The sequence below is a fragment of the Comamonas aquatica NBRC 14918 genome (assembly GCF_000739875.1).
GTDB classification, from domain to species: domain Bacteria; phylum Pseudomonadota; class Gammaproteobacteria; order Burkholderiales; family Burkholderiaceae_C; genus Comamonas; species Comamonas aquatica.
The window spans coordinates 31,077-53,931 of the sequence record NZ_BBJR01000025.1 but is presented as its reverse complement, the minus strand read 5'-3'; the positions used below and the strand labels follow the sequence as shown (position 1 = coordinate 53,931).

Sequence of the window (22,855 nt, the reverse complement as noted above, 5' to 3'; positions counted from 1 at the left end):
GGTTCGACCCTTGTCTGTTGTAGACCATGCCGCGCCAGCGCACCGCTGGCGCGGTTTTGCTTTTGCGCTGCCCATCGCTTTGCTGACCATCGTGCCCTTGCTCACGGTGGTCGGCATGGCATTGACGCCCCAACCTGAGATCTGGCAGCACCTGTGGAACTACGTGCTGCCGCGCGTGCTGGGCAACACCGTGCTGCTGATGCTGCTGGTGGGCAGCGTGGTGCTGGTGGTGGGCGTGCCCCTGGCCTGGCTGACGGCGATGTGCGAATTTCCGGGCCGCAAGTTCTTTGCCTGGGCCCTGGTGTTGCCGCTGGCCATCCCGGCCTATGTGCTGGCCTTTGTGCAGATGGGCCTGTTTGAATATGCCGGGCCGGTGCAGCGCCTGCTGCGCGAGGTGGTGGGCAGCAGCCACTGGTTCCCCGACATCCGTGGCAGCCTGTGGGGCCTGGTCATGGTGCTGGTCATGGCCTTCTACCCCTACGTCTACCTGATGGCGCGCAGCGCATTCCTGACACAAGGGCACCGCAGCATGGAGGCGGCGCAGGCCCTGGGCTACAGCCCTCTGGCGGCGTTCTTCAAGGTGGCCTTGCCCCTGGCGCGGCCCTGGATCGGCGCGGGCCTGGCCCTGGTGCTGATGGAGGTGCTGGCCGACTTTGGTGCGATCTCTGTCTTCAATTTCGACACCTTCACCACGGCCTTGTACAAGTCGTGGTTCAACCTGTTCAACATCACGGCCGCCGCGCAGCTGGCCGCGATCCTGGTGCTGGTGGTGCTGGTGCTGGTGGCCGCGGAGCAGCGCTCGCGCCGTGCCAAGCGCTTCCACGTCAACAACCCGCAGCAGCAGCGCACCGTGCTGCAGGGCGGCCGCCGCTGGCTGGCGTTCTCCGCCTGCGCCCTGGTGTTTGGCGCGGCCTTTGCCGTGCCCATGGTGCAGATCGTGGCCTGGGTGTGGTCGGTGTGGCGCCAGGACCTGAACAGTGACTACTGGGGCTATGTCTGGAACACGCTTTGCCTGGCGCTGTTCACGGCCGCCGTGACCACGGTGTTCGCCCTGCTGCTGTCGTGGACGCGGCGCCGCCACAGCGACCCCTGGACGGCCTGGATCGTGCGCCTGGCTGTGCTGGGCTACGCCATGCCCGGCGTGGTGCTGGCGGTGGGCGTGTTCGTGCCGATTGCCTGGCTGGACGAGCGCCTCATCGCCCTGCTGGCCCCGCTGGGGATCGAGACCCTGGCCATCCTCAAGGGCAGCCTGGCCGGTATGCTGCTGGCGCTGGCCGCACGCTTCATGGCTGTGGCCTACAACGCCACGGACGCGGCCATGCAGCGCATCACGCGCAGCCAGGAGGAGGCCTGTGCCTCCCTGGGCCTGGGACCGTGGCAGACCTTGCGCCGGCTGCACCTGCCGTTGCTGCGCACGGGCCTGCTGTCCGCCTTCCTGATGGTGGTGGTGGACGTGATGAAGGAAATGCCCATCACGCTGATGATGCGCCAGTTCGGCTGGGACACCCTGGCCGTGCGCGTGTTCCAACTGACCTCCGAGTCCATGTGGGACCAGGCGGCCTTGCCCGCGCTGGCGATTGTGCTGGTGGGGCTGCTGCCCGTGATCCTGCTGGTGCTGCAGACCGAGAAACAACCGTCTGCGGCCGGTTGAACATCGCCGAGATTTTGTGATGCTTGAAGTCAAAAACGTTTCACTGGGATACGGCGCCACCACGGTGGTGCAGAACGTCAGCCTGCGTCTGGACCAGGGCGAGATCGGTTGCCTGCTGGGCCCTTCGGGCTGCGGCAAGACCACCTTGCTGCGGGCCATCGCCGGCTTCGAGCCGGTGCGTGCCGGTCACATCGACCTGCAAGGTCGCACGGTGGCGGCCGTGGCGCAGCGCGTGCCACCCCAGCACCGCGACATCGGCATGGTGTTCCAGGACCATGCGCTGTTCCCGCACCTGACGGTGGACGGCAATGTGGGCTTCGGCCTGCAGCAGCTGTCCAAGACCGAGCACGCCGCGCGCGTGCAGGAAATGCTGGAGCTGGTGGGCCTGCAGGGCATGGGCCAGCGCTGGCCGCATGAGCTGTCCGGCGGTCAGCAGCAGCGCGTGGCGCTGGCGCGGGCCCTGGCCCCCAAGCCCCGCCTGTTGCTGATGGATGAACCCTTCTCCAGCCTGGACACCACCATGCGCGAGAGCATCGCGCGCGAAGTGCGCGCCATCCTCAAGCACGCCAAGGCCACGGCCCTGATGGTCACGCACGACCAGAACGAAGCCTTTGCCATGGCCGACAACGTGGGCGTCATGTCGCACGGCCAGCTCATGCAGTGGGGCAATGCCGTGCAGGTCTACTGCGCACCCGCCACGCAGGAGGTGGCCCGCTTCGTGGGCGAGGGCGCGCTGGTGCCGGCGCAATCCACGCCCGGGGGTCAGTGGCAGACGGCGCTGGGCATGCTGCCTGCCGGCCACCCCCACTTCCAGACCGAGCAAGGGGTGCAGGTGCTGCTGCGGCCCGAGCATGTGCGCCTGGTGGAGCAGGGGGTGAGTGCCCAGGTGCGCGAGCGGACCTTCCGTGGCAGCCACTTCGTGTTCGAGCTGGAGCTGCCCGACGGCCAGCCCATCATGGCCAAGGCCTCGCTGAATGCCTTATACGGCAGTTGCGATACCGTGCGCATCGGTCTGGCGGCCGATCTCTGAGTCAGCAAACCATAGCTGCCAACGCCCATCCCGCAAGGGCTAGGTCGCTTTTTCAGGGATTGCTAAATAGGTATTTGAATATCGTGATCCCACAATCGTTTGCTCAGCAAGTAGGCGTTGTTGCACAAAGACCCGTGCGGACGCAGTAACCCCAACCCCAGACGGACTTAGGCCACGGCCACAGTCACCGGGCGTCCGAGTTGGCTGAAGCGGTTGAGCAGAGCCACACGGATGTGCAATTCCGTCACCTGACGCTCAAACGTCCTGGCCATCACCCGCTCGCCCAGCCGCTTGAAGCAATTCATCTTCGTCTCCACCAGGCTGCGCCGGTGGTAACCAATCCACTTCTTCCAGATTCGTCGTCCCAGCCGTTGGCATGCTCGCAAAGCTTCGTTGCGTGAGGCCGCACCTGTCTGGCTGCTCTTCCATGCCCGAGCGTTTTTGCGTGGAGGAATGATGGCCTGGGCGTTGCGTCTGGCTATCGCCGCGTGACATGCCTTGGTGTCGTAGGCCCCGTCGCCGCCCACGCTGGCAATCGGCTCATCTGCGGGTATCTGGCTGAGCAGTTCAGGCAGCATGGGGGCATCACCCGTGGCGTTGTCGGTGACCTCGATGGCCCGGATGTCCAGTGTGTGGGCATCAATGGCCAGGTGCACCTTGCGCCACTGGCGCCGATAGTCCGCTCCATGCTTCTTGCGCTTGCATTCGCCCTCACCCAGGAACTTGATGCCGGTGCTGTCGACCAGCAGGTCCAGCGCGGTGGTGCTGGGTCGGTAGGGCAGTTTGACGCTCAGGTGCTTCTGACGCCAGCATACGGTACTGAAATCCGGAACCTTCCATTCCAGCCCGGCCAAGCGCAACAGGCTTTCAACCATTCCCAGGCTCTGGCGCAGGGGCAAGCCCAAGAGGCTCTTGATGCTCAGGCAGAACTGGATGGTGGCATCAGAGAAGATGGGTTGACGGCCCCGTTTGCCGGTAGCCGGGGCATACCACTGCAGGTCCTTGTCCAGCCAGACCGTAAGTGACCCACGGGCCTTGAGTGAGGCGTTGTAGTTGGCCCAGTTCGTCGTCTTGTACTTGCCCCCAGGGCGCTTGCTCTCACTCATGCCCAGAGCCTAGCAGCGGCTTGGCCTGGATTTGTGCAACAGAGCCCCTTGAAACTGAGGCCCTTAGCTACTTTTACGTACAACCAACTCGTACCCCAAATCTAGATTGGGTCGTTCAACGGCATCGCCCCGTATGAGCTTCAACAGCATGCGTGCGCCTTCGGTGCCGATATGGCTGCGCGGCGTGCGTATGGTGGTCAGCGGCGGCACCATCTGGTCGCTGCCCGGCAGGTCATTGAAGCCTGTGATGGCGACGCGCTGCGGCACCTGCAGCCCCCGGCGCAGTGCTTCTAGCAAGGCGCCCTGAGCAATGTCATCGTTGCAGAAGAACAGGGCATCGGGTGCGGGCTTCAGCTGCAGCGCGGCGTCCAGCAGTTCGGCCCCCAGGGCCATCGATGTGGGGCGGGGCCAGAGCAGTTCCAGAGAAGGGTCGTACAGGCCGGCTTCCTGCAATGCACGGCGGTAGCCGGTGGCCCGCTGCATCACACGGGCATCGAGCTGACCGGCGCAAAAGGCGATGCGCTTGTGGCCGCGTTCCACCAGGTGCCGGGTGATGGTGGTGCCTGCATCGGCCTGTGAAAACCCGACGCTGGGCGTGCCGCTACCGTCGCCCAGCTCCATCAGGTGCACGCACGGCACCTTGCTGGCGGCCACCAGTGCACGTGCGGCGGGGCTGCGGTCAAAGCCGGTGAGCAGCAGGCCCGCAGGGCGCATGGGCAGGTAGGTGCGCAACAGCTGCTCTTCCTCGGCACGGTCGTAGTGGGTCACGCCGATCAGGGCGTGGTAGCCCGCCGCGAACAGCTCTTTGTGCACGGCCTCGATCAGATCCACGAACAGGGTGTTGGACAGCATCGGCACCAGCACCAGCACCTGTGCACTTTTTTGCGAAGCCAGTGCGCGGGCTGCCGGGTCTGGCACATAGCCCATCTGCGCGGCGGTGGCGCGTATTTTCTCGACCAAAGCGGGGTCCACGCGGCGTTCGCCGCGCAGTGCGCGCGAGACCGTCATGGGACTGACGCCGACGGCTTCTGCGACATCGCTGAGCGTGACTCGGCCACTGGCGCGAGAAGACCGAGTGCGACTGCGAGCCTGCTCGGCGGGATTGGGTTGCGAAGCTGTAGGCAGGTGTTGATCCAAGGGAATGTCCTAGGTCGATGGCTTTATTTGTGAAGGTTATGATAGCGCTAACCAATTTATCCAGAAGACAGTGCAGCTGCGGGTTTATACGCAGTATGTCTGGGATAAGCACCGAAATCCAGGGCAGGTTCTAGCCTGTCTTTTTTTGCAAAGTTATGGATAGCGCTATCCAAAAAAATCATCCAGAAACCAATCCCAGTGTGCTGGTCGTCATGGGCGTCTCAGGCTGCGGCAAGTCCAGCGTGGGACAGGCGCTGGCCTGTTCCTTGGGCTGGACACTGCACGAAGGAGATACCTACCACGCTGAAGAGAGCATTCGCAAGATGCAAGCCGGCATTCCCTTGACCGATGAAGATCGCAGCGGCTGGCTTGACACGCTGACGCACTTGCTTGACTCGGCCATTGCAACGCCCGGTACTGGCGTGGTACTGACCTGTTCGGCGCTCAAGCGCAAATACCGTGACCGCCTGCGCGATGCAGGCCCGCGCGGTTCTGTGGGCTTCATCTTCCTTGACCTCGGCTACGAAACCGCCCTGCAGCGCGTGCAGGATCGCTCCGGACATTTTTTCTCGCCGGAACTCGTGGCGAACCAGTTTGCAACCCTGGAGCGTCCTGAAAGCGAGGGTGCAGTGCTCTGCGTGGACGCCACGCTGCCGCTGGCCGAGATCGTGCAACGCACCCGGAGCTGGCTGGGCCTGCCTAATGCGATGACTCCATAACCACAGCACCAGGAGACCCCACATGCAAACAGATTCCCCAGCAGTTCGCTCCAAGCCGCGCCTTCAGCGGCTGGCCGAGGCGCTGATGGTGCTGGCGCTGGCCGGCATGGTCATTGCCGTCTTTGTCAACGTGGTGCTGCGCTATGTGTTTCACACCAGCATCGTCTCTTACGAGGAGATCTCGCGCCTGCTCTTTGTCTGGCTGGTGGCCATCGGTGCCATCGTCGCGGCCTTTGAAGGCAGCCACCTGGGTTTCGACCTGGTGACCTCGCGCGTGGGACCCGCTGCACGCAAGCTGTTGTTCTGGTTGTCGCAGTTGCTGGTGCTGGCATGCATGGGCTTGCTGCTGTCGGGCTCCTGGGGCCAGGTCCAGGCCGGGCTGAACAGTTTCAGTACGGTGCTCGGCTACCCGCTGGCATTGGGCGCGGCGGCCACCCTGGTGCTGGCCGTGGGCCTGATCCTGGTGACCTTGCGCGACTTGCGCCGCGGTGCACCTGCTGACAACCATGCCGAGACTTCGGTCGAGTAAGGAGTACACACCATGGTTGTGACCCTGATTTTTCTGACGGTGCTGATCGGCGGCATGGTGATCGGCATGCCGATCGCCCAGGCGCTGGTCCTCACGGGCGTAGCGCTGATGTGGCACCTGGATTTCTTCGATTCGCAGTTGCTTGCGCAGAATCTGCAGGCCGGTTTTGACAACTTTCCGCTGCTGGCCGTGCCTTTCTTCATCCTGGCGGGCGAGTTGATGAATGCGGGTGGTCTGTCGCGCCGCATCATCGACCTGGCGCGCGCCTATGTGGGCCATATCCGTGGAGGCCTGGGCTATGTGGCCATCGGCGCGGCCGTGTTGCTGGCCTCGATGAGCGGCTCGGCCATCGCCGACACCGCTGCGCTGGCCACCATCCTGCTGCCCATGATGCGGGACCAGAAGTACCCCGACAGCTACAGCGCCGGGCTGTTGGCATCGGGTGGCATCATCGCGCCCATCATCCCGCCGTCCATGCCCTTCGTGATCTATGGCGTGACCACCAACACCTCGATCAGCAAGCTGTTCCTGTCCGGGCTGGTGCCGGGCCTGATCATGGGCCTGTTCCTGATCTTTGCCTGGTGGTCCATTGCCCGCAAATATGACTTGTCGCGCGGCCCGCGCATGGCCTGGGGGCAGCGCCTGAAGACCCTTGCCCAGAGTTTCTGGGCCATGATGATGCCGGTCATCATCCTGGGTGGTCTTAAAGGCGGTGTGTTCACCCCCACAGAGGCGGCCGTGGTCGCCGCCGTCTATGCGCTGTTCGTGTCGATGGTGATCTACCGCGAGATGACCTGGGGCCGGTTGTATGCCGTCTTCCTGGCGGCGGCCAAGACCACGGCCGTGGTGATGTTCCTGTGTGGGGCGGCCACGGTGACGGCCTACATGATCACGCTGGCGGACCTGCCGAATATGCTGGCAGAGAGTTTCTCGGGCCTGTTGGGCAATCCTGTGCTCTTCATGGCCACGATGATGCTTTTCTTGCTGGTGGTGGGCACTGCCATGGACCTGACGCCGACCATCCTGATCTTCGGCCCCGTCTGTGCGCCGCTGGCTGTCAAGGCTGGGATCGACCCCGTCTACTTTGGCTTCATGTTCATCTACGTGGGCTGTATCGGGCTTATCACCCCACCCGTGGGCACGGTGCAAAACGTGGTAGCCGGCGTGGGCCGGCTGCGCATGGAGACCGTGATCAGAGGCACCAACCCGTTCCTGATGGTCTACGTGTTGCTGGCTGTGCTATTCGTGCTCTTCCCACAAATCATCCTGGCACCGTTGCGCTGGATGCATTGACAAAGTTAGTCCCATTTCACCGACACCCTACAACCTAAGGAGATGAAAATGCGTATTCCCTTTGCACTGGCCAGCCTCATGGCCGCTCTCACCACGCTGGCCGCCACCGGCCAGGCCCTGGCCCAGGACTTCAAGCCTCGCATCGTGCGATTCGGCTATGGCCTGGTGGATGATTCGAACCAGGGGCGCGCTGTGCGCTTCTTCGCCAAGGAGGTGGAGAAGGCGACGGGTGGCAAGATGAAGGTGCGGGCGATCGGCAATGCCTCGCTGGGCTCGGACACGCAGATGCAGCAGGCGCTGATCGGCGGTGCGCAGGAGATGATGGTCGGCTCCACGGCCACGCTGGTCGGACTGTCGCCGGAGATGGCGGTGTGGGACACGCCTTTCCTGTTCAGCAACGCCAAGGAAGCCGACGTGGTGCTCGATGGTCCCGTGGGCGAAAAGGTCAAGGCCACGCTGGAGCCCAAGGGCATGGTGGGTCTGGTGTACTGGGAGAATGGTTTCCGCAATCTCACCAACAACAAGCGCCCGATTGCCAAGCTGGAAGACCTGGCCGACGTCAAGCTGCGTGTGATGCAGAACAACGTCTTCCTCGACAGCTTCAAGGCCCTGGGCGCGAATGCCGTGCCGCTGCCGTTCTCCGAGCTGTTCACGGCACTGGAGACGCGCGCCGTCGATGGCCAGGAAAACCCCTTCAACACCGTGCTGTCCAGCAAGTTCTACGAGGTGCAGAAGTACCTCACGGTGTCCAATCACGTCTACAGCCCCTGGATCGTCACCGTCAGCAAGAAGTGGTGGGATACCCTGAGCCCGGCCGAGAAGAAGGTGCTGCAGGACGCCGCGGTCAAGAGCCGCGAGTTCGAGCGCAAGGACACGCGCGAGGAAGCAGCCAAGGCCCTGGCCGACATCAAGGGCAAGGGCATGCAGGTCAACGAGCTGCCTGCGGCCGAAGCCAACCGCATGCGCGACAAGCTGACGGCAGTGAACGCCGGCATCGCCAAGACCGTGGGGCAGGGCACCTGGGACGAGGTGCAGGCCGCCGTCAAGCAGGTCCGCGCAGGCAAGTAAGCTGTACAGGGTGGACTTGGGCGCGAAAGGGGTCCATGCCCGGGCCACCCACGACAACCAGTGAAGAGGCGCGACAGCGCATCCGCAGGAACCACGCATGAGCACCATCCACCCCATCGTCGACCAGGTCACGCGACGCATCCGCGAGCGCAGTGCCGATTCACGCACCGCCTATCTTGAACAGGTGGACGCCATGGCCGCCAGGCCGCCCGGCGCCCAGTCCATGGGCTGCGCCAACGTGGCCCATGCCTTTGCCGGCATTCCGGGCCGCGACCGCATCCGCATCGTCGAAGAGAAAGCGCCCAACGTCGCCATCGTCACGGCCTACAACGACGTGCTGTCGGCCCATGCACCGCTGGCGCACTACCCGGACATCCTCAAGGACGAGGCCCGCAGGCTGGGCGCCACGGCCCAAGTGGCGGGCGGCGTGCCCGCCATGTGCGACGGTGTGACCCAGGGTGCGCCGGGGATGGAGCTGAGCTTGTTCAGCCGCGATGCCATCGCCATGGGCACGGCCATCGCGCTGTCGCACGATGTGTTCGATGCGGCGCTGATGCTGGGCATCTGCGACAAGATCGTGCCGGGGCTCTTGATCGGCGCCCTGCATTTCGGCCACCTGCCCACGGTCTTCGTGCCGGCCGGGCCCATGACCTCGGGGCTGTCCAACAGCGACAAGGCCAAGGTGCGCGAACAGGCCGCCCAGGGGCTGGTGGGCCGCAAGGAACTGCTGGCCGCCGAAACGGCCGCCTACCACGGCGAGGGCACCTGCACCTTCTACGGCACAGCCAACAGCAACCAGATGCTGCTGGAAGCGATGGGCCTGCACGTGCCGGGCACGGCCTTCATCAACCCGGCCGATGGCGAGCGCGAGCTGCTCACCCGCGAAGCCATGCGCACGGTGCTGGACATCACGAAAAGCCGGCGCTTCGCGCCGATAGGCCATGTGGTGGACGAGCGCTGCATCGTCAACGCCATGGTGGCCTTGCTGGCCACGGGCGGCTCCACCAACCACCTGATCCACTGGGTGGCCGTGGCGCGCGCGGCGGGCATCCGCATCGACTGGAACGATTTTTCCGAACTCTCGGGCGTGGTGCCGCTGCTGGCCCGCGTCTATCCCAACGGCAGCGCCGACGTGAACCAGTTCCAGTCCGCAGGCGGCCCGGGCTACGTCATCGGCCAGCTGCTCAAGGCCGGGCTCATGCATGGCGACGTGCTGACCGTGCGCGAGCAGGGCCTGCAGGAATTCGCCTGCATCCCCGCCGTGCAGGCCGGCCAGCTGGCATGGCATGAGGTCGGCACCTCGGGCGACTTGTCCGTGCTGCGCCCCGCCGACCAGCCTTTCAGCGCCACGGGCGGGCTCAAGCTGCTGTCCGGCAACCTGGGGCGCAGCGTGATCAAGGTCAGCGCCGTACCCGAGGACCGCCACATCATCGAGGCGCCCGCGCGCGTGTTCGATTCGCAGGAAGCGCTGCAGCAGGCCTTCAAGGCCGGCGAACTGGACCGCGACGTGGTCTGCGTCGTGCGCTGGCAAGGTCCGCGCGCCAACGGCATGCCCGAGTTGCACAAGCTCACGCCGCCGCTGGCCGTGCTGCAGGGCAAGGGCTACAAGGTGGCCCTGGTGACCGATGGCCGCATGAGCGGCGCCTCAGGCAAGGTGCCCGCCGCCATCCACGTCTCGCCCGAGGCCTGCGTGGGCGGGCCGCTGGCGCGCCTGCGCGACGGCGATAGCGTGCGCCTGGACGCCGTGGCCGGCACGCTGGCCGTACTGGTCAGCCAAGACGAATGGCTGCAACGCCCCGTGGCCACCATGCCCCAGGCGCTGCGCCACGCCAATGGCCGAGGTTTCGGCCGCGAACTGTTCGCCGGATTCCGGCGCCACGCGCTCAGCGCAGAAGAGGGAGCCTGCACATGGATCAACAACGACTGACCGCCCTCGAGATCATGCAGGACGCGCCGGTCATCCCGGTCATCGTCCTGAACAACGTCGCGCATGCCGTGCCCATGGCCCAGGCCCTGGTCGCGGGCGGGGTGCGTGTGCTGGAAGTTACATTGCGCACGCCCCAGGGGCTGGCCAGCATCGAGGCCATCGCGCGCGCCGTGCCCGAAGCCATTGTCGGCGCCGGCACCGTGCGCAGCGCCGGCGATGCGCAGGCCTGTGCGAATGCGGGTGCGCGTTTTGCGGTGAGTCCGGGCTACACCAGTGCGCTGGGCCGAGCCTGCCAGGACCTGCAATTGCCGCTGCTGCCCGGCGTGGCCACCAGCGGCGAGATCATGGCCGCCCAGGCCGACGGCTTCAACGAGCTGAAATTCTTCCCCGCCGTGCAGGCCGGTGGCTCGGCCATGCTCAAAGCTTGGCAGGGGCCGTTTGGCGATGTGCGTTTTTGCCCCACGGGCGGGATTTCTCCCGGCAACGCAGCCGAGTTCCTGGTGTTGAAGAACGTGGTCTGCGTCGGTGGCTCCTGGCTGGTGCCGGTGGAGGCGATGGAACAGGGCGACTGGAGCCGCATCACCGCGCTGGCCCGCGAGGCAGAAGCTTTGCGGGCGCTGTGAGTTGTTGCGAGGCCCGATAGGGGCGCTCTTGCATAAATCAGTTCTAGGCAAGAGCTCCCAACCCCAGGCGTGGCTATGCGTGTGGGCCACCGGCCGCGTGCAGCCCGATCCGGGTGCCCGCCGCCAGGGCCTGAGGCGGCCTGGACGCCCCAGCAGGGCTGCCGGCGCACAAGCTTATGCACATAAGAAAACAACCAATCATTCGTTGGGTTTGGCGGCATGGGCGCAGACAATCGGCGGCCTCAAAGGAGGGCCAGCCATGGCACAGACAGAACCGCGCATCGTCATCGTTCCAGGGTGGCGCAATTCCGGCCCCGATCACTGGCAGAGCCTGTGGGCCCACAGCCTGCCGCAGGCCGAGCGGGTCGAGCAGGACGACTGGCTCACCCCCAAGCGTGCCGACTGGGTCCAGGCGCTGGAGGCGCTGATCCTGTCGCGGCCTGAGCCGGTCATTATCGTGGCCCACAGCCTGGGCTGCATCACCACCAGCCACGTCGGCCCGGAGGCGGCCGCGCGCATCCAAAGTGCCTTGCTGGTGGCGCCGGCCGATCCCGAGCGCCGGGCCCACCTGGCGGACTTTGCCCCCGTGCCCTACCAAGCGCTGCCGTACCGCAGCATCCTGGTGGCCAGCAGCAACGATCCCTATTGCCCCGTGCGCCTGGCCGGTGCCTATGCCCGCGCCTGGGGCAGCGAGTTCGTGCGCCTGCAGAACGCCGGTCACATCAACACCGAGTCCGGGCACGGCGAATGGCCGCTGGGCCGGGCGCTGCTGCAATCCCTGGTGCAGGACATGGCCTGGGGGGCCCAGCCGCGCACGGTCGCGGCCTGAATTTGCATCAAATCGTGGTCTTTCGATTGCTGGGTATGCGTAGATAGCTCACTTTTTCTTTATTCTTATTTTGGATTAATTTAAAAAAATATATTCTTTTGAGTTTTAAAGATTGTTCTTCACAATCCGCTGCATCTCTTGCAACAGACTCCGCGTGAGTAAGGCGACCGCACCATGACCTCTTTGAAGCTCAAGACTTTCCTGGCAACGATTGCGCTGGCCGCCACCGGCATGGCCTCCGCGCAGAGCCAGTTGCTCAACGTCTCCTACGACGTGGCCCGCGAGTTCTACAAGGACTACAACCAGGCCTTCATTGCGCACTACAAGAAGACCACCGGCCAGGATGTGAAGATCGACCAGGCGCACGGCGGCTCCAGCGCCCAGGCGCGTGCGGTGAACGACGGCCTGCCCGCCGATGTGGTGACCTTCAACACCACCACCGACATCGAGTTCCTGGCCAACAACGGCGTGGTGGCCAAGAACTGGGCCAAGCAGTTCCCGCACGACGCGTCGCCCACCACCTCGACCATGCTGTTCCTGGTGCGCAACGGCAACCCCAAGAACATCAAGGACTGGAAGGACCTGATCCGCCCCGACGTGAAAGTGGTGGTGGTCAACCCCAAGACCGGCGGCAACGGCCGCTACGCCTACCTGGCGGCCTGGGGCTCGGTGCGTGAAGCCGGCGGGACCGACGCCCAGGCCCAGGAATTCGTCAAGCAGCTGTACAAGAACGTGCCCGTGCTGGGCAAGGGCGGGCGCGATGCCACGGCCATCTTCCTGCAGCGCAACATTGGCGACGTGCTGATCACCTTCGAATCCGAGGTGATCTCCGTGGACCGCGAGTTTGGCAAGGGCAAGGTGCAGGCGGTCTACCCCTCCAGCTCCATCGTCGCCGAGAACCCCATCGCCATCGTGCAGCGCACGGCCGAGAAGAAGGGCAGCAGCGCGCTGGCCAAGGCCTACCTGGACTATCTGTACTCGGACGAAGCCCAGGAAATCGCCGCCAACCACGCCCTGCGCCCCCGTTCGGAAGCCGTGCTGAAAAAGCATGCCGACGTGTTCAAGCCCCTGAAGCAGTTCACCGTGGCCAAGTACTTCGGCTCGCTGGGCGAAGCGCAGAAGGTGCACTTCAACGACGGTGGCAAGTTCGACGAGATCTACACCCCCGGCAAGTAAGTCCGGGCTGTGCACGGGGCGCTGGCGACAGCGTCCCTTTTCATAACAACAACGATTTCTGGCCGACTGGGAAAAACCAACAATGTCCGTCGCATCCCCTGCCAGCCCCACGCCCAGCGCCACAGTCTCCGGTCAGCCCTCAGGGCCACGCCGGGGCCGTGGCGCGGGCCGCGTCCTACCCGGTTTCGGGTTGACGCTGGGCTACACCCTGTTTTATCTGAGCGTGATCGTGCTGGTCCCCTTGTCGGCCTTGCTGCTCAGAACCTTTGACCTGTCCTGGGCCCAGTTCTGGGAGGCCGTGGCCGCACCGCGGGTGGTCGCCTCCTACAAGCTGACCTTTGGCGCCTCCTTCGCCGCTGCGCTGGTGAACCTGGTGTTCGGCCTGCTGATCGCCTGGGTGCTGGTGCGCTATCAGTTCCCCGGCAAGAAAATCGTCGATGCCCTGGTCGATCTGCCGTTTGCCCTGCCCACGGCCGTGGCCGGTATCTCGCTGACGGCCTTGCTGGCCGGCAACGGCTGGGTGGGCCAGTACCTGGAGCCGCTGGGCGTCCAGCTGGCCTTCAACCCCAACGGCATCGTCATCGCCTTGATCTTCATCGGACTGCCGTTCGTGGTGCGCACCGTCCAGCCCGTGCTGGAAGACACCGAGAAAGAGCTGGAAGAGGCCGCCACCAGCCTGGGCGCCACCCGCTGGCAGATCTTCTACAAGGTGATCCTGCCTGCCATCACCCCGGCCTTGCTGACTGGTTTTGCCATGGCCTTTGCGCGCGCGGTGGGCGAGTACGGCTCGGTCATCTTCATCGCCGGCAACATGCCCATGATTTCTGAAATTACACCGCTGATCATCATCGGCAAGCTGGAACAGTATGACTACGCCGGCGCTACGGCCGTGGCGGTGGTGATGCTGGTGATCTCCTTTGTGCTGCTGCTGGTCATCAACGCCTTGCAGGCGTGGCAGCGCCGCCATGCAGGAGCCCCCGCATGAACGAACAACACTATTTCCTGTTGAAGCTGCTGCTGGCCGTGCTGGTGCTGGCCGTGGTGGCCTACCACCTGACGGCCCCGCGCAAGGGCAGCAAGCCCGAAAAGCTGTCCACCACCGAGCCGCGCTGGCTGCGCTGGGTACTGACCGGGGTGGCGCTGTCCTTCATCGCCCTGTTCCTGGTGCTGCCGCTGGCGGCCGTGTTCACCGAGGCGCTGCGCAAGGGCTTCGGGGCCTACCTGGAGGGCTTGAACGAACCCGACGCCTGGGCCGCCATCAAGCTGACGCTGATCACCGCGGTGATTGCCGTGCCGCTGAACCTGGTGTTCGGCGTGGCGGCCGCCTGGTGCATCGCCAAGTACAACTTCCGTGGCAAGGCCTTCCTGATCACGCTGATCGACCTGCCGTTCTCCATCTCGCCCGTGGTGGCGGGCCTGATGTATGTGCTGGTGTTCGGCGCCCATGGCTGGTTCGGCCCCTGGCTGGCGGCGCATGACATCAAGATCATCTTCGCCGTGCCCGGCATCGTGCTGGCCACCGTGTTCGTAACCTTCCCCTTCATCGCCCGTGAGCTGATCCCGCTGATGCAGGCCCAGGGCAATGACGAGGAGCAGGCGGCCATCGTGCTGGGGGCCAGCGGCTGGCAGACCTTCTGGAAGGTGACGCTGCCCAACATCAAGTGGGGCCTGCTGTACGGCGTGATCCTGTGTAACGCCCGTGCCATGGGCGAGTTCGGCGCGGTGTCGGTGGTCTCGGGCCACATCCGCGGCCAGACCAATACCATCCCGTTGCACGTGGAGATCCTCTACAACGAATACCAATCCGTGGCGGCGTTTGCGGCGGCCTCCCTGTTGGCCCTGCTGGCGCTGGTGACCCTGGTCATCAAGACCATGGCCGAATGGAAGCATGAACAACAGCTCAAGGACGCGGCCAGCCTGCCGCCCGAGCAACCCACGCCACGCACCGCCGCCTGAAGCGCGGCGCGCATGAAAGATCAAGACCATGAGCATTGAAATCCGCAATGTCAGCAAGCAGTTCGGCGACTTCCAGGCCCTGCGCGATGTGAGCCTGGACATCCAGTCCGGGGAACTGATTGCCTTGCTGGGCCCCTCGGGCTGCGGCAAGACCACGCTGCTGCGCATCATCGCCGGGCTGGAAACGCCCGACGTGGGCAGCATCCACTTCAGCGGCGAAGACACCACCGATGTGCACGTGCGCGAGCGCAACGTGGGCTTCGTGTTCCAGCACTACGCGTTGTTCCGCCACATGACCGTGTTCGAGAACGTGGCCTTCGGCCTGCGCGTCAAGCCCCGCCGCGAGCGCCCCAGCGAAGCCCAGATCAAGGAGAAGGTGATGAGCCTGCTCAAGCTGGTGCAGCTGGACTGGATCGCCGACCGCTTCCCCTCGCAGCTGTCGGGGGGCCAGCGCCAGCGTATTGCCCTGGCGCGCGCCCTGGCGGTGGAGCCCAAGGTGCTGCTGCTGGACGAGCCCTTCGGTGCGCTGGATGCCAAGGTGCGCAAGGAACTGCGCCGCTGGCTGCGCCACCTGCACGATGAGCTGCATGTCACCTCCATCTTCGTGACGCACGACCAGGAAGAGGCGCTGGAAGTGGCCGACCGCGTGGTGGTCATCAACCAGGGCAAGATCGAGCAGGAAGGCACGCCGCAGGAAGTCTGGAACAACCCGGCCAGCCCGTTTGTCTACGGCTTCCTGGGCGATGTGAACCTGTTCAAGGGCCGCGCCCAGGACGGCCACGTCGTGCTGGACGATGGCACGCAACTGGCCAGCAGCGATGCCGCCGGTGCCGTGGATCGCAACGCCTTCGCCTATGTGCGCCCGCACGAGCTGGAGGTAGAGCGCTATTCCCCCGGCCAGAACACCGACGGCAACGGCCGCCAGACCGGCATGGTGGTGCAGCTCAGCCGCGCCATCGTGGTGGGTCCGATCGCGCGCCTGGAACTTATTCCCGCGGACGACACCCAATCCGCAGACAATGCGGGTTCCGAGCGTTTGATCGAGGCGCAAATCCCTGCCCAGCAGTTCCACGAGATGGCACTGCGCGAGGGGGAGACCTTGGTGGTCACACCACGGCGCGCCAAGGTATTCTTGGACGAAGCAGCCGGTATCTGAGTCCGCCACCTGCATGGGGCAGGGGGCACTGGTGCCGTCCCCTGAAATGAGAACAACATGCTGGTTTTGAACTGGATCACCTCCACCCCGCGCCGCACGCTGGCGCTGATTGCCGCCGCCTGCGTGGCATTGCTGGCCTTTGGCATGTACCTGCAGCATGTGCAGGGCTTGGAGCCTTGCCCCATGTGCATCGTGCAGCGCTATGCCCTGGTGCTGGTGGCCCTGTGCACCGGCCTGGCCAGCTTGGGCCGGCGCAGTGCCTGGTGGAAGACCTGGAGCCTGCTGGCCACGGTGGCCGCCGGCCTGGGCGCCTTCGTGGCCGCCCGCCAGAGCTGGCTGCAGTGGAACCCGCCCGAGTTCGCCAGCTGCGGCCGGGACCTCTACGGCATGATCGAGAACTACCCCATTAGCCGCGCCATTCCCATGATCTTCCGCGGTTCGGGCGACTGCACGGCCGTGGACTGGACCTTCCTGGGCGGCACCATCGCCAACTGGTCCTTCCTGTGGTTTGTCGGCTTTGCGCTGGTGCTGTTGGCGCTGCTGTGCAAGGGCGCCCAGCGCCGCTGAGAACCTGCTTCCCCCTGAGGATTACAGCCCCGCATGCCTGGCATGCCGGGGCTTTGTTTTGGGCCGACAATCACGGCTTTTGCGCACTATCGATCCGGCATGCCCCAGTACATCCTCTTCCACAAGCCGTATGGCGTCCTGTCCCAGTTCACCCCCGAGGATGGGGCGCGGTCGCTGGCGGAGTTCGACCTGCCGCCCGGGGTGTACCCGGCCGGGCGGCTGGACAAGGATTCCGAGGGCCTGCTGCTGCTGACCGACGACGGCCCGCTGATCGAGCAGTTGCTCCACCCGCGCTACCAGAAGCCCAAGACCTATTGGGTGCTGGTCGAACGCGTGCCCGATGAGGCCGCCTTGCAGCGCCTGCGCGACGGCCTGCGCATCGAGGACTACACCACCTTGCCGTGCCAGGCCCAACTGCTGCAGCCCCAGCCGCAGGTGGCGCCGCGCGATCCGCCGGTGCGGGTGCGCAAGAGCGTGCAGGATGTGTGGCTGGAGATCACCGTGGTCGAGGGCAAGAACCGCCAGGTGCGCAAGATGACGGCGGCCATCGGCCACCCCACCTTGCGCCTGATCCGGCGCAGCATTGCCAACCTGCAGCTGGAGGCGCTGGCCCCGGGCCAGTGGCGCGCGATTGCGCGTGAAGACATCCAGTGGGGCGACATGGCTGCGGCGGGCAGCCAGGCGTCGGCGGGTACGACAGCGCGGCGCCCACCGGGCCGTCCGGCGGTCTCGGCGCGCCGGCCCGGCGCCTGGTTCCACAAAGGCCGCTGAGCGGGCCTGGCGCCTTGGGCTGCGATGGCCAGCCCGTGCCCAGAAGCCGGCTGGCGATGGCAGGGGAGGCCCGCGGCGGGCGTCGGCGTTGCGCCGTTCCGTCCACGGCCGGTGAGGGCCATGGCCGCATGGCGGGCTGCCCCACCCCTCGGTCGGGGTGCCGCGCAAGCCTGTGATGCAGCATTGAAAAGAGGAGCTGCTGCCCCTTGCTGCTTATGCGCTACAGGCCAAAAATGCTTGCAATGGCCTGCGCACCGGCTCAGGCCGATTCGATGCTGTCGGTGCTGAAGGTCGGGCCCCGTGTGCCGGGGACCCAGCCGGGGTAGGTTTCCATGATTTCGGCAAACAGCGCCGAATCGATCCAGCGCTGCAGCCAGTCCTGCAGGTGGGGCCAGGGCTGCTCGGCCCACTGGGCTTCATCGATGCGCGCAAACTGGCGCACGAAGGGACGCAGCGCCATGTCGGCCAGGCTGGGGTTCAGGCCGAACAGGTAGCCGCTGTCGGCCAGTTGCTCGTCCAGGGCGGCCAGCCAGGTGATGGCATCGGTCTGGGCCTGGTTGACCTCTTCGGCCGTGTAGCGCTCGGGGTATTTGCAGCGGTCCAGTGCCTGCTTGAAGAAGCCGTCGTTGCGGCCGATCAGCGCCAGCATGTCGCCCAGCGTGCCCTGGGTGGGGGCCAGCCAGCCGTCCGGGTCGTTGGTGCGCAGGGCGTGCAGCATGATGTCCAGGCTTTGCTCGATCACGCGGCCGTCCTGCAGCACCAGCACCGGCACCGTGCCCTTGGGCGAGGCCTGCAGCAGCTCCTGCGGCTTGGCGCGCAGGTTGATTTCGCGCAGCTCGCAGGCCTGTCCGGCATGGGCCAGTGCCAGACGCGCACGCATGGCGTAGGGGCAACGGCGGAAGGAATAGAGCACGGGCAGGGCAGGCGAAAGGGTCATGGGAGCGATGGTGCTGGTGAAAACGCAGCAGGTTGGAAAGACAAGCTGCGTACTTTAAGTCCTCAGGACAAAGCCTGTATCGCGGCGGAGTAAGCCAGCCGTGCCCTGCCTGGGGTAAGCTCGCCCACCTTGGATGGTGTAAGCGAATGAAACACAACAAAAAAAATATAGCGCCGGCGCTCATCGCCTGGCTGCTGCTGTTGAGCCCCTGCCTGTTGGAGGGCGTGCATGCGAAATCCCTGGGTCTGTGGCTTCTCGCCGCGGTGCTGTGGGCACCGTTGCTGCTGCTGCGGCCCGTGCGCTGGCTGGTGGTGCCCGCTGTGTGGCTGCTGGGGCTGGTGAATGTGGTGCACGTGGGCTTCTTTGGCTATCTGGCCGATCAGTTCTTCCTGGCCACGGCGCTGCGCACCACGTCCAGCGAAACCTGGGAGTTCGTGCACACCCTGCCCACGCTGACCGTGGTGATGGCCTTGCTGTGGTTGCTGGGCTCCGGCTGGCTGGGCTGGACGCTGCTGCGCTGGCCTGCCCAGTCGCTGCGCCGCAGCCCGCTGCTGCGTGTCGCCTGCATCGCCAGCGCGCTGGTGTGGGGTGGTTTCGCGCTGTATGGCGCCAAGAAGGGCTACGACGGCTGGGGCTACCTGAACAAGCTCGACCGGGTGTACCCGTTGCACATCGTCAAGGCCTACCTGTTGCACCGGCAAATCAATGCGGCCTTGTTCTACAGCCCGCAGCTGCCGGTGCCGCTGTCGCAGCCGGCCCCGGTGCAGACACTGGTGGTGGTGATCGGCGAAAGCGCCTCGGCCCAGCGCTGGTCGCTGCTGGGCTATGGCGGCGGCGACACCAACGCGCCCCTGCGCGACATCCCCGGGATCGAGGCCATCCGCGTGATGGCCCAGGGCTCGAACACGGCGGCCGCCTTGCCCTTCATGCTGACGGGCCTGTCGGCCAACGACAGCGTGCAGCAGCAGGCCCCCTCGTTCCTGGATGTGGCGCACCAGGCGGGGTTCAAGACTTTTGTGCTGACCAATTCGCGCTTCTTCGACAGCCAGGAAGACTTCTTTGTGCAGACCCTGCGGCGCTCGGCCGATGTCTACACCAAGGTGGGTGATGGCGGGGACGATGATGCGCTGACGGAGCCTTTGCGCCGTGCCCTGCAGGACCCCGCCACGCACAAGCTGGTCGTACTGCACACCTTCGGCAGCCACCCGGACGTCAAGCACCGCTACCCTGCAGATTACGCCGCGCTGGAAGATGCCTATGACAACTCCCTGCACTACAGCAGCGCCTTGCTCGCCAAGTGGACGCAGCTGCTCGACCAGTCCTCCCGCCCGGGCAGTCCCTCCCTGCTGGTCTACAGCAGCGACCACGGGCTGGTGCTGCCACCGTGCAGCGAGGGCTATCGCACGGGCTTGAGCCGCAGCACGCTGGAGGTGCCGCTGCTGGTCTGGCGCAACCCGGCGCTGGCAGCGACGGCCGAGGCGGCCGGCATGCCCCGCTTCAGCGCGCAAGAGCGCCAGACGCCCCTGCATGGCAATTCCATGGTGGCCCAGCTGGTGCGCTGGGGCGTGGGCGATGGGGCAGTACCACTGCAGCACGCACCGCAGGCGCTCCAGTTCCAGGGGCGTGACTGGCAGGCGATTGCCACAGCGGACCGCTGCTCGCTGGAGTGAGCGTCATCCGTCCATAAAAAAAGGAGGCCGAGGCCTCCTTTTTTTCATAGCTGCTTGCGCAGGCTGGATCAGCCGCAAGCGCCGATATAGCCACAGGCGGTGCAGAACGAGCAGCCATCCTTCTTGATCACGGCGTGGGCGCCGCAGTCGGGGCACTTCTTGCCGCTCATGGTCTGCGTGGCATCGGCCACAGGCGCTGGTGCAGGGGCCGCGCTGGTGCTGGGGGCGGGCTGGGCCTCACCGCGGTTGGCGATGATGGCCTGCACGGCGTAGGCCAGCAGGGCCACTTCGCTGTCGTGCCACAGTGGCACGCGGCTGCCGTCGGCCTTGTCCATCCAGCCGTAGCGGATGGGGCCACGGTCCCAGGCCACCTTGCGCAGGTCGTCCAGGGCCTTGTCCAGGAAGCCGCCGCGCGCGGCCAGCGACAGCGAGCGCATGGTGGCGGTGATCCACTGCTGGCTCTCACCGGTCTGGCCCACGGGCATGAAGAACTCGATGGGGCGCTCCACGCCGTCCACCAGCATGAAGCTGACCACCAGGTACAGGCGGCGCGCGCCGTCGTGCGTGAAGTACTCGATCTTGTCGACCACGGCGTTCAGCGGGCCTTCGGGGCGGCGTTCCACCACGGCGGCGATGTTGCTGCTGTGGGTGCTGGCCACGGGCTTGGGCGCTTCGGCGGGCTTGGGCGGCTCCACGGACAGCACGGCACCCAGCGTGTCGTTGGGGCGGTAGGTGGCGCAGCCCTTGAGGCCGGCCTTCCAGCTTTCCATGTAGAGGTTCTTGAAGTCCTCGAACGGATAGTCGGCGGGGATGTTCACCGTCTTGGAGATGGCGGTGTCGATGTAGGGCTGGACCACGCGCATCATCGCCACGTGCTCGGCGGCGGTCATTTCCAGCGCGCTGACGAAGGCTTCGGGCAGCGGCGCATCGGCGCCGTGCATTGCCTTGAACACGCGGTAGGCGTGGTCTTCCACGGTGTAGTGGCTGTTGCCGCCATCGGCCGTGCGCTTCTTGCGGTTGTAGGTCCACGAGAAGGGCGGCTCGATGCCGTTGGAGGCGTTGTCGGCAAAGGCCAGCGACACGGTGCCGGTGGGCGCGATCGACAGCAGGTGGCTGTTGCGGATGCCGTGGGCACGGATTTCGGCGCGGATGGCTTCGGGCAGGCGCTGGGTGAAGCCGCTGGCCAGGTACTTGTCTGCGTCGAACAGCGGGAAGGCCCCCTTTTCCTTGGCCAGTTCGACCGAGGCCAGGTAGGCGGCGTCGCGCATGTGGCGGGCGATGGTTTCGCCCTGCTGCACACCGGCGTCGCTGTTGTACTTCAGGCCCAGCATGATCAGGGCATCGCCCAGACCGGTGAAGCCCACGCCGATGCGGCGCTTTTGCTGCGATTCCTTGTGCTGCTCGGGCAGGGGCCAGACGGTGGCGTCCAGCACGTTGTCCAGCATGCGCACCTGGATGGCGACGGCGGCGCGGAAGGCGTCCACATCGAAACGGGCTTCGGGCGTGAAGGCATCACGCACGAACTTGGTCAGGATGATGGGGCCCAGGTCGCAGCAGCCGTAGGGGGGCAGGGGTTGCTCGCCACAGGGGTTGGTGGCGGCAATCGTCTCTGCGTAGTACAGGTTGTTGTCGTTGTTGATGTTGTCGATGAACAGGATGCCCGGCTCAGCGAAGTCGTAGGCCGACTTCATGATGCTGTCCCACAGCTCGCGCGCCTGCGCGGTGCGGTAGACCCACTTGCCATCGTCGCGCTGGTAGGCACCGGCGTCGATCTGGATGTCCGAGGGGGTGGCCACGTGCACCAGTTCCCAAGGGGCATCGTTTTCCACGGCCTGCATGAAGTCGCTGGTCACACCGACCGAGACGTTGAAGTTGTTCCAGCGGCCCTTTTGGCGCTTGGCAGTGATGAAGTCCAGCACATCGGGGTGGTCGATGCGCATCACGCCCATCTGTGCACCGCGGCGCGCACCGGCGGATTCCACGGTGGTGCACGAAGCGTCAAACACGTCGATGAAGGAGCAGGGGCCCGACGCGTAGGAGTTCGTGCCCTTGACCCGCGCACCCTTGGGACGCAGGTTGGAGAAGTCATAGCCCACGCCACCGCCACGGCGCATGGTTTCCGCGGCCTGCGACAGCGCGGTGTAGATGCCGGGGTTGCCGTTTTCGTCAAAGCCGTTGGTGGCGTCGGCCACGGGCTGCACGAAGCAGTTGATCAGCGTGGCCTTGGTGTCCAGGCCGGCGGCGGCCATGATGCGGCCGGCGCCGATGGCACCGGCTTGCATGTTTTTGAAGAACTTCTCCGCCCACTCGGCGCGCAGCTCCGGCTTTTCTTGGTCTGCCAGAGCCTGGGAGACACGACGGAACAGGTCTTCGGCGGTGTGTTCGCCGGCAGCCAGGTATTTCTCGGCCAAGACGTCTTGGCTGATTGGTTGGGTGTTCAAAGAAGTCATTTCGTCTTTGCAGTAAGAAGAATGTCGAGACAGTCCTTGCACAAGCAAAAGCCATGCACAGGGAACGAAAAAAAAGAGGCCGGGCGTACTTGGCACGCCCGGCCAGGGGATCGGAGTCGGGCCTGGTGGGCCCGGTTGGCGCCAGGGCCAACAAAGGGGGAATTGGAACCCAAAATCCGAGCCTCCGGCATGCGGGCGCTGCAATAGTGGGGCCCTGGTCGGGGGCTATCGCAGCGGTTTTTGCACCGAGCACGGCGCGT

Annotated in this window: 20 protein-coding genes; 16 read left to right on the top strand and 4 right to left on the bottom strand. The window is 65.4% G+C overall.

Features of this window, described 5'->3' with window-relative positions:
- Positions 1–10 precede the first annotated feature (10 nt).
- Positions 11–1,651: an ABC transporter permease gene (locus CA2_RS03975; protein WP_042412888.1), complete on the top strand. Its 1,641-nt coding sequence runs from the start codon at positions 11–13 to the stop codon at positions 1,649–1,651.
- Positions 1,652–1,670: 19 nt separating this feature from the next.
- Positions 1,671–2,681, top strand: coding sequence for an ABC transporter ATP-binding protein (locus CA2_RS03970; RefSeq protein WP_042412886.1), 1,011 nt, complete (start codon positions 1,671–1,673; stop codon positions 2,679–2,681).
- Between the two features lie 167 nt (positions 2,682–2,848).
- Here CA2_RS03970 and CA2_RS03965 read toward each other — a convergent pair whose 3' ends face one another.
- Positions 2,849–3,787, bottom strand: coding sequence for an IS5 family transposase (locus tag CA2_RS03965; RefSeq protein ID WP_042412884.1), 939 nt, complete (start codon positions 3,785–3,787; stop codon positions 2,849–2,851).
- 63 nt (positions 3,788–3,850) lie between these two features.
- Positions 3,851–4,912 (bottom strand): HTH-type transcriptional regulator GntR, encoded by a 1,062-nt coding sequence (gene gntR, locus CA2_RS03960; protein ID WP_042413053.1) that lies wholly within the window; start codon positions 4,910–4,912, stop codon positions 3,851–3,853.
- 167 nt (positions 4,913–5,079) lie between these two features.
- On the opposite strand from gntR, the gene CA2_RS03955 reads away from it, so the two are divergent.
- The 13 genes from CA2_RS03955 to CA2_RS03895 all read left to right on the top strand — a co-directional run bounded on the left by CA2_RS03955 (position 5,080) and on the right by CA2_RS03895 (position 17,538).
- The gene (locus CA2_RS03955) at positions 5,080–5,643 is read left to right on the top strand and encodes a gluconokinase (RefSeq protein WP_042412881.1); all 564 of its coding nucleotides are present in this window, start codon (positions 5,080–5,082) and stop codon (positions 5,641–5,643) included.
- Positions 5,644–5,665: 22 nt separating this feature from the next.
- The gene (locus CA2_RS03950; RefSeq protein ID WP_042412879.1) at positions 5,666–6,172 is read left to right on the top strand and encodes a TRAP transporter small permease; all 507 of its coding nucleotides are present in this window, start codon (positions 5,666–5,668) and stop codon (positions 6,170–6,172) included.
- Positions 6,173–6,184: 12 nt separating this feature from the next.
- Positions 6,185–7,465, top strand: a complete 1,281-nt coding sequence (locus CA2_RS03945; protein ID WP_042412877.1) for a TRAP transporter large permease — start codon at positions 6,185–6,187, stop codon at positions 7,463–7,465.
- Between the two features lie 48 nt (positions 7,466–7,513).
- Positions 7,514–8,533, top strand: a complete 1,020-nt coding sequence (locus tag CA2_RS03940) for a TRAP transporter substrate-binding protein (RefSeq protein WP_042413052.1) — start codon at positions 7,514–7,516, stop codon at positions 8,531–8,533.
- A gap of 97 nt (positions 8,534–8,630) precedes the next feature.
- Positions 8,631–10,460 (top strand): phosphogluconate dehydratase, encoded by a 1,830-nt coding sequence (gene edd, locus CA2_RS03935; RefSeq protein ID WP_042412875.1) that lies wholly within the window; start codon positions 8,631–8,633, stop codon positions 10,458–10,460.
- Positions 10,442–11,083 carry a bifunctional 4-hydroxy-2-oxoglutarate aldolase/2-dehydro-3-deoxy-phosphogluconate aldolase gene (locus tag CA2_RS03930; protein ID WP_042412873.1) on the top strand — a complete coding sequence of 214 codons (642 nt, stop codon included), beginning with the start codon at positions 10,442–10,444 and terminating at the stop codon, positions 11,081–11,083. The genes edd and CA2_RS03930 overlap by 19 nt, the downstream gene beginning before the upstream one ends.
- Before the next feature lie 259 nt (positions 11,084–11,342).
- Positions 11,343–11,912: an RBBP9/YdeN family alpha/beta hydrolase gene (locus tag CA2_RS03925; protein ID WP_042412871.1), complete on the top strand. Its 570-nt coding sequence runs from the start codon at positions 11,343–11,345 to the stop codon at positions 11,910–11,912.
- A 174-nt stretch (positions 11,913–12,086) separates the two neighbouring features.
- Positions 12,087–13,088, top strand: a complete 1,002-nt coding sequence (locus tag CA2_RS03920; protein WP_042412868.1) for a sulfate ABC transporter substrate-binding protein — start codon at positions 12,087–12,089, stop codon at positions 13,086–13,088.
- A gap of 82 nt (positions 13,089–13,170) precedes the next feature.
- Positions 13,171–14,073 carry a sulfate ABC transporter permease subunit CysT gene (gene cysT / locus CA2_RS03915; RefSeq protein ID WP_042412866.1) on the top strand — a complete coding sequence of 301 codons (903 nt, stop codon included), beginning with the start codon at positions 13,171–13,173 and terminating at the stop codon, positions 14,071–14,073.
- Positions 14,070–15,044 (top strand): sulfate ABC transporter permease subunit CysW, encoded by a 975-nt coding sequence (gene cysW, locus CA2_RS03910; RefSeq protein ID WP_081888855.1) that lies wholly within the window; start codon positions 14,070–14,072, stop codon positions 15,042–15,044. Before cysT ends, cysW begins: the two co-directional genes overlap by 4 nt.
- Positions 15,045–15,072: 28 nt before the next feature.
- Positions 15,073–16,200, top strand: coding sequence for a sulfate/molybdate ABC transporter ATP-binding protein (locus CA2_RS03905; protein ID WP_042412864.1), 1,128 nt, complete (start codon positions 15,073–15,075; stop codon positions 16,198–16,200).
- A gap of 60 nt (positions 16,201–16,260) precedes the next feature.
- Positions 16,261–16,767, top strand: coding sequence for a disulfide bond formation protein B (locus CA2_RS03900; protein WP_042413050.1), 507 nt, complete (start codon positions 16,261–16,263; stop codon positions 16,765–16,767).
- A gap of 99 nt (positions 16,768–16,866) precedes the next feature.
- Positions 16,867–17,538: a pseudouridine synthase gene (locus tag CA2_RS03895; RefSeq protein ID WP_081888854.1), complete on the top strand. Its 672-nt coding sequence runs from the start codon at positions 16,867–16,869 to the stop codon at positions 17,536–17,538.
- 259 nt (positions 17,539–17,797) lie between these two features.
- On the opposite strand, the gene CA2_RS03890 is transcribed toward CA2_RS03895, so the two are convergent.
- Positions 17,798–18,475: a glutathione S-transferase gene (locus CA2_RS03890; RefSeq protein WP_042412863.1), complete on the bottom strand. Its 678-nt coding sequence runs from the start codon at positions 18,473–18,475 to the stop codon at positions 17,798–17,800.
- 146 nt (positions 18,476–18,621) lie between these two features.
- Here CA2_RS03890 and CA2_RS03885 point away from each other — a divergent pair, with 146 nt between their 5' ends.
- Complete coding sequence (locus CA2_RS03885; RefSeq protein ID WP_052369814.1) at positions 18,622–20,145, top strand: sulfatase-like hydrolase/transferase; 1,524 nt, start codon at positions 18,622–18,624, stop codon at positions 20,143–20,145.
- A 68-nt stretch (positions 20,146–20,213) separates the two neighbouring features.
- On the opposite strand, the gene CA2_RS03880 is transcribed toward CA2_RS03885, so the two are convergent.
- Positions 20,214–22,595 (bottom strand): adenosylcobalamin-dependent ribonucleoside-diphosphate reductase, encoded by a 2,382-nt coding sequence (locus tag CA2_RS03880; RefSeq protein ID WP_042412861.1) that lies wholly within the window; start codon positions 22,593–22,595, stop codon positions 20,214–20,216.
- Between the last annotated feature and the right edge of the window lie 260 nt (positions 22,596–22,855).

Coding starts and splice junctions, on each gene's coding strand:
- CA2_RS03970 (WP_042412886.1), top strand. CDS start 1,671: ATGCTTGAAGTCAAAAACGTTTCACTGGGATACGGCGCCACCACGGTG.
- CA2_RS03965 (WP_042412884.1), bottom strand. CDS start 3,787: ATGAGTGAGAGCAAGCGCCCTGGGGGCAAGTACAAGACGACGAACTGG.
- CA2_RS03955 (WP_042412881.1), top strand. CDS start 5,080: ATGGATAGCGCTATCCAAAAAAATCATCCAGAAACCAATCCCAGTGTG.
- CA2_RS03950 (WP_042412879.1), top strand. CDS start 5,666: ATGCAAACAGATTCCCCAGCAGTTCGCTCCAAGCCGCGCCTTCAGCGG.
- CA2_RS03945 (WP_042412877.1), top strand. CDS start 6,185: ATGGTTGTGACCCTGATTTTTCTGACGGTGCTGATCGGCGGCATGGTG.
- CA2_RS03940 (WP_042413052.1), top strand. CDS start 7,514: ATGCGTATTCCCTTTGCACTGGCCAGCCTCATGGCCGCTCTCACCACG.
- edd (WP_042412875.1), top strand. CDS start 8,631: ATGAGCACCATCCACCCCATCGTCGACCAGGTCACGCGACGCATCCGC.
- CA2_RS03930 (WP_042412873.1), top strand. CDS start 10,442: ATGGATCAACAACGACTGACCGCCCTCGAGATCATGCAGGACGCGCCG.
- CA2_RS03925 (WP_042412871.1), top strand. CDS start 11,343: ATGGCACAGACAGAACCGCGCATCGTCATCGTTCCAGGGTGGCGCAAT.
- CA2_RS03920 (WP_042412868.1), top strand. CDS start 12,087: ATGACCTCTTTGAAGCTCAAGACTTTCCTGGCAACGATTGCGCTGGCC.
- cysT (WP_042412866.1), top strand. CDS start 13,171: ATGTCCGTCGCATCCCCTGCCAGCCCCACGCCCAGCGCCACAGTCTCC.
- cysW (WP_081888855.1), top strand. CDS start 14,070: ATGAACGAACAACACTATTTCCTGTTGAAGCTGCTGCTGGCCGTGCTG.
- CA2_RS03905 (WP_042412864.1), top strand. CDS start 15,073: ATGAGCATTGAAATCCGCAATGTCAGCAAGCAGTTCGGCGACTTCCAG.
- CA2_RS03895 (WP_081888854.1), top strand. CDS start 16,867: ATGCCCCAGTACATCCTCTTCCACAAGCCGTATGGCGTCCTGTCCCAG.
- CA2_RS03890 (WP_042412863.1), bottom strand. CDS start 18,475: ATGACCCTTTCGCCTGCCCTGCCCGTGCTCTATTCCTTCCGCCGTTGC.
- CA2_RS03885 (WP_052369814.1), top strand. CDS start 18,622: ATGAAACACAACAAAAAAAATATAGCGCCGGCGCTCATCGCCTGGCTG.
- CA2_RS03880 (WP_042412861.1), bottom strand. CDS start 22,595: ATGACTTCTTTGAACACCCAACCAATCAGCCAAGACGTCTTGGCCGAG.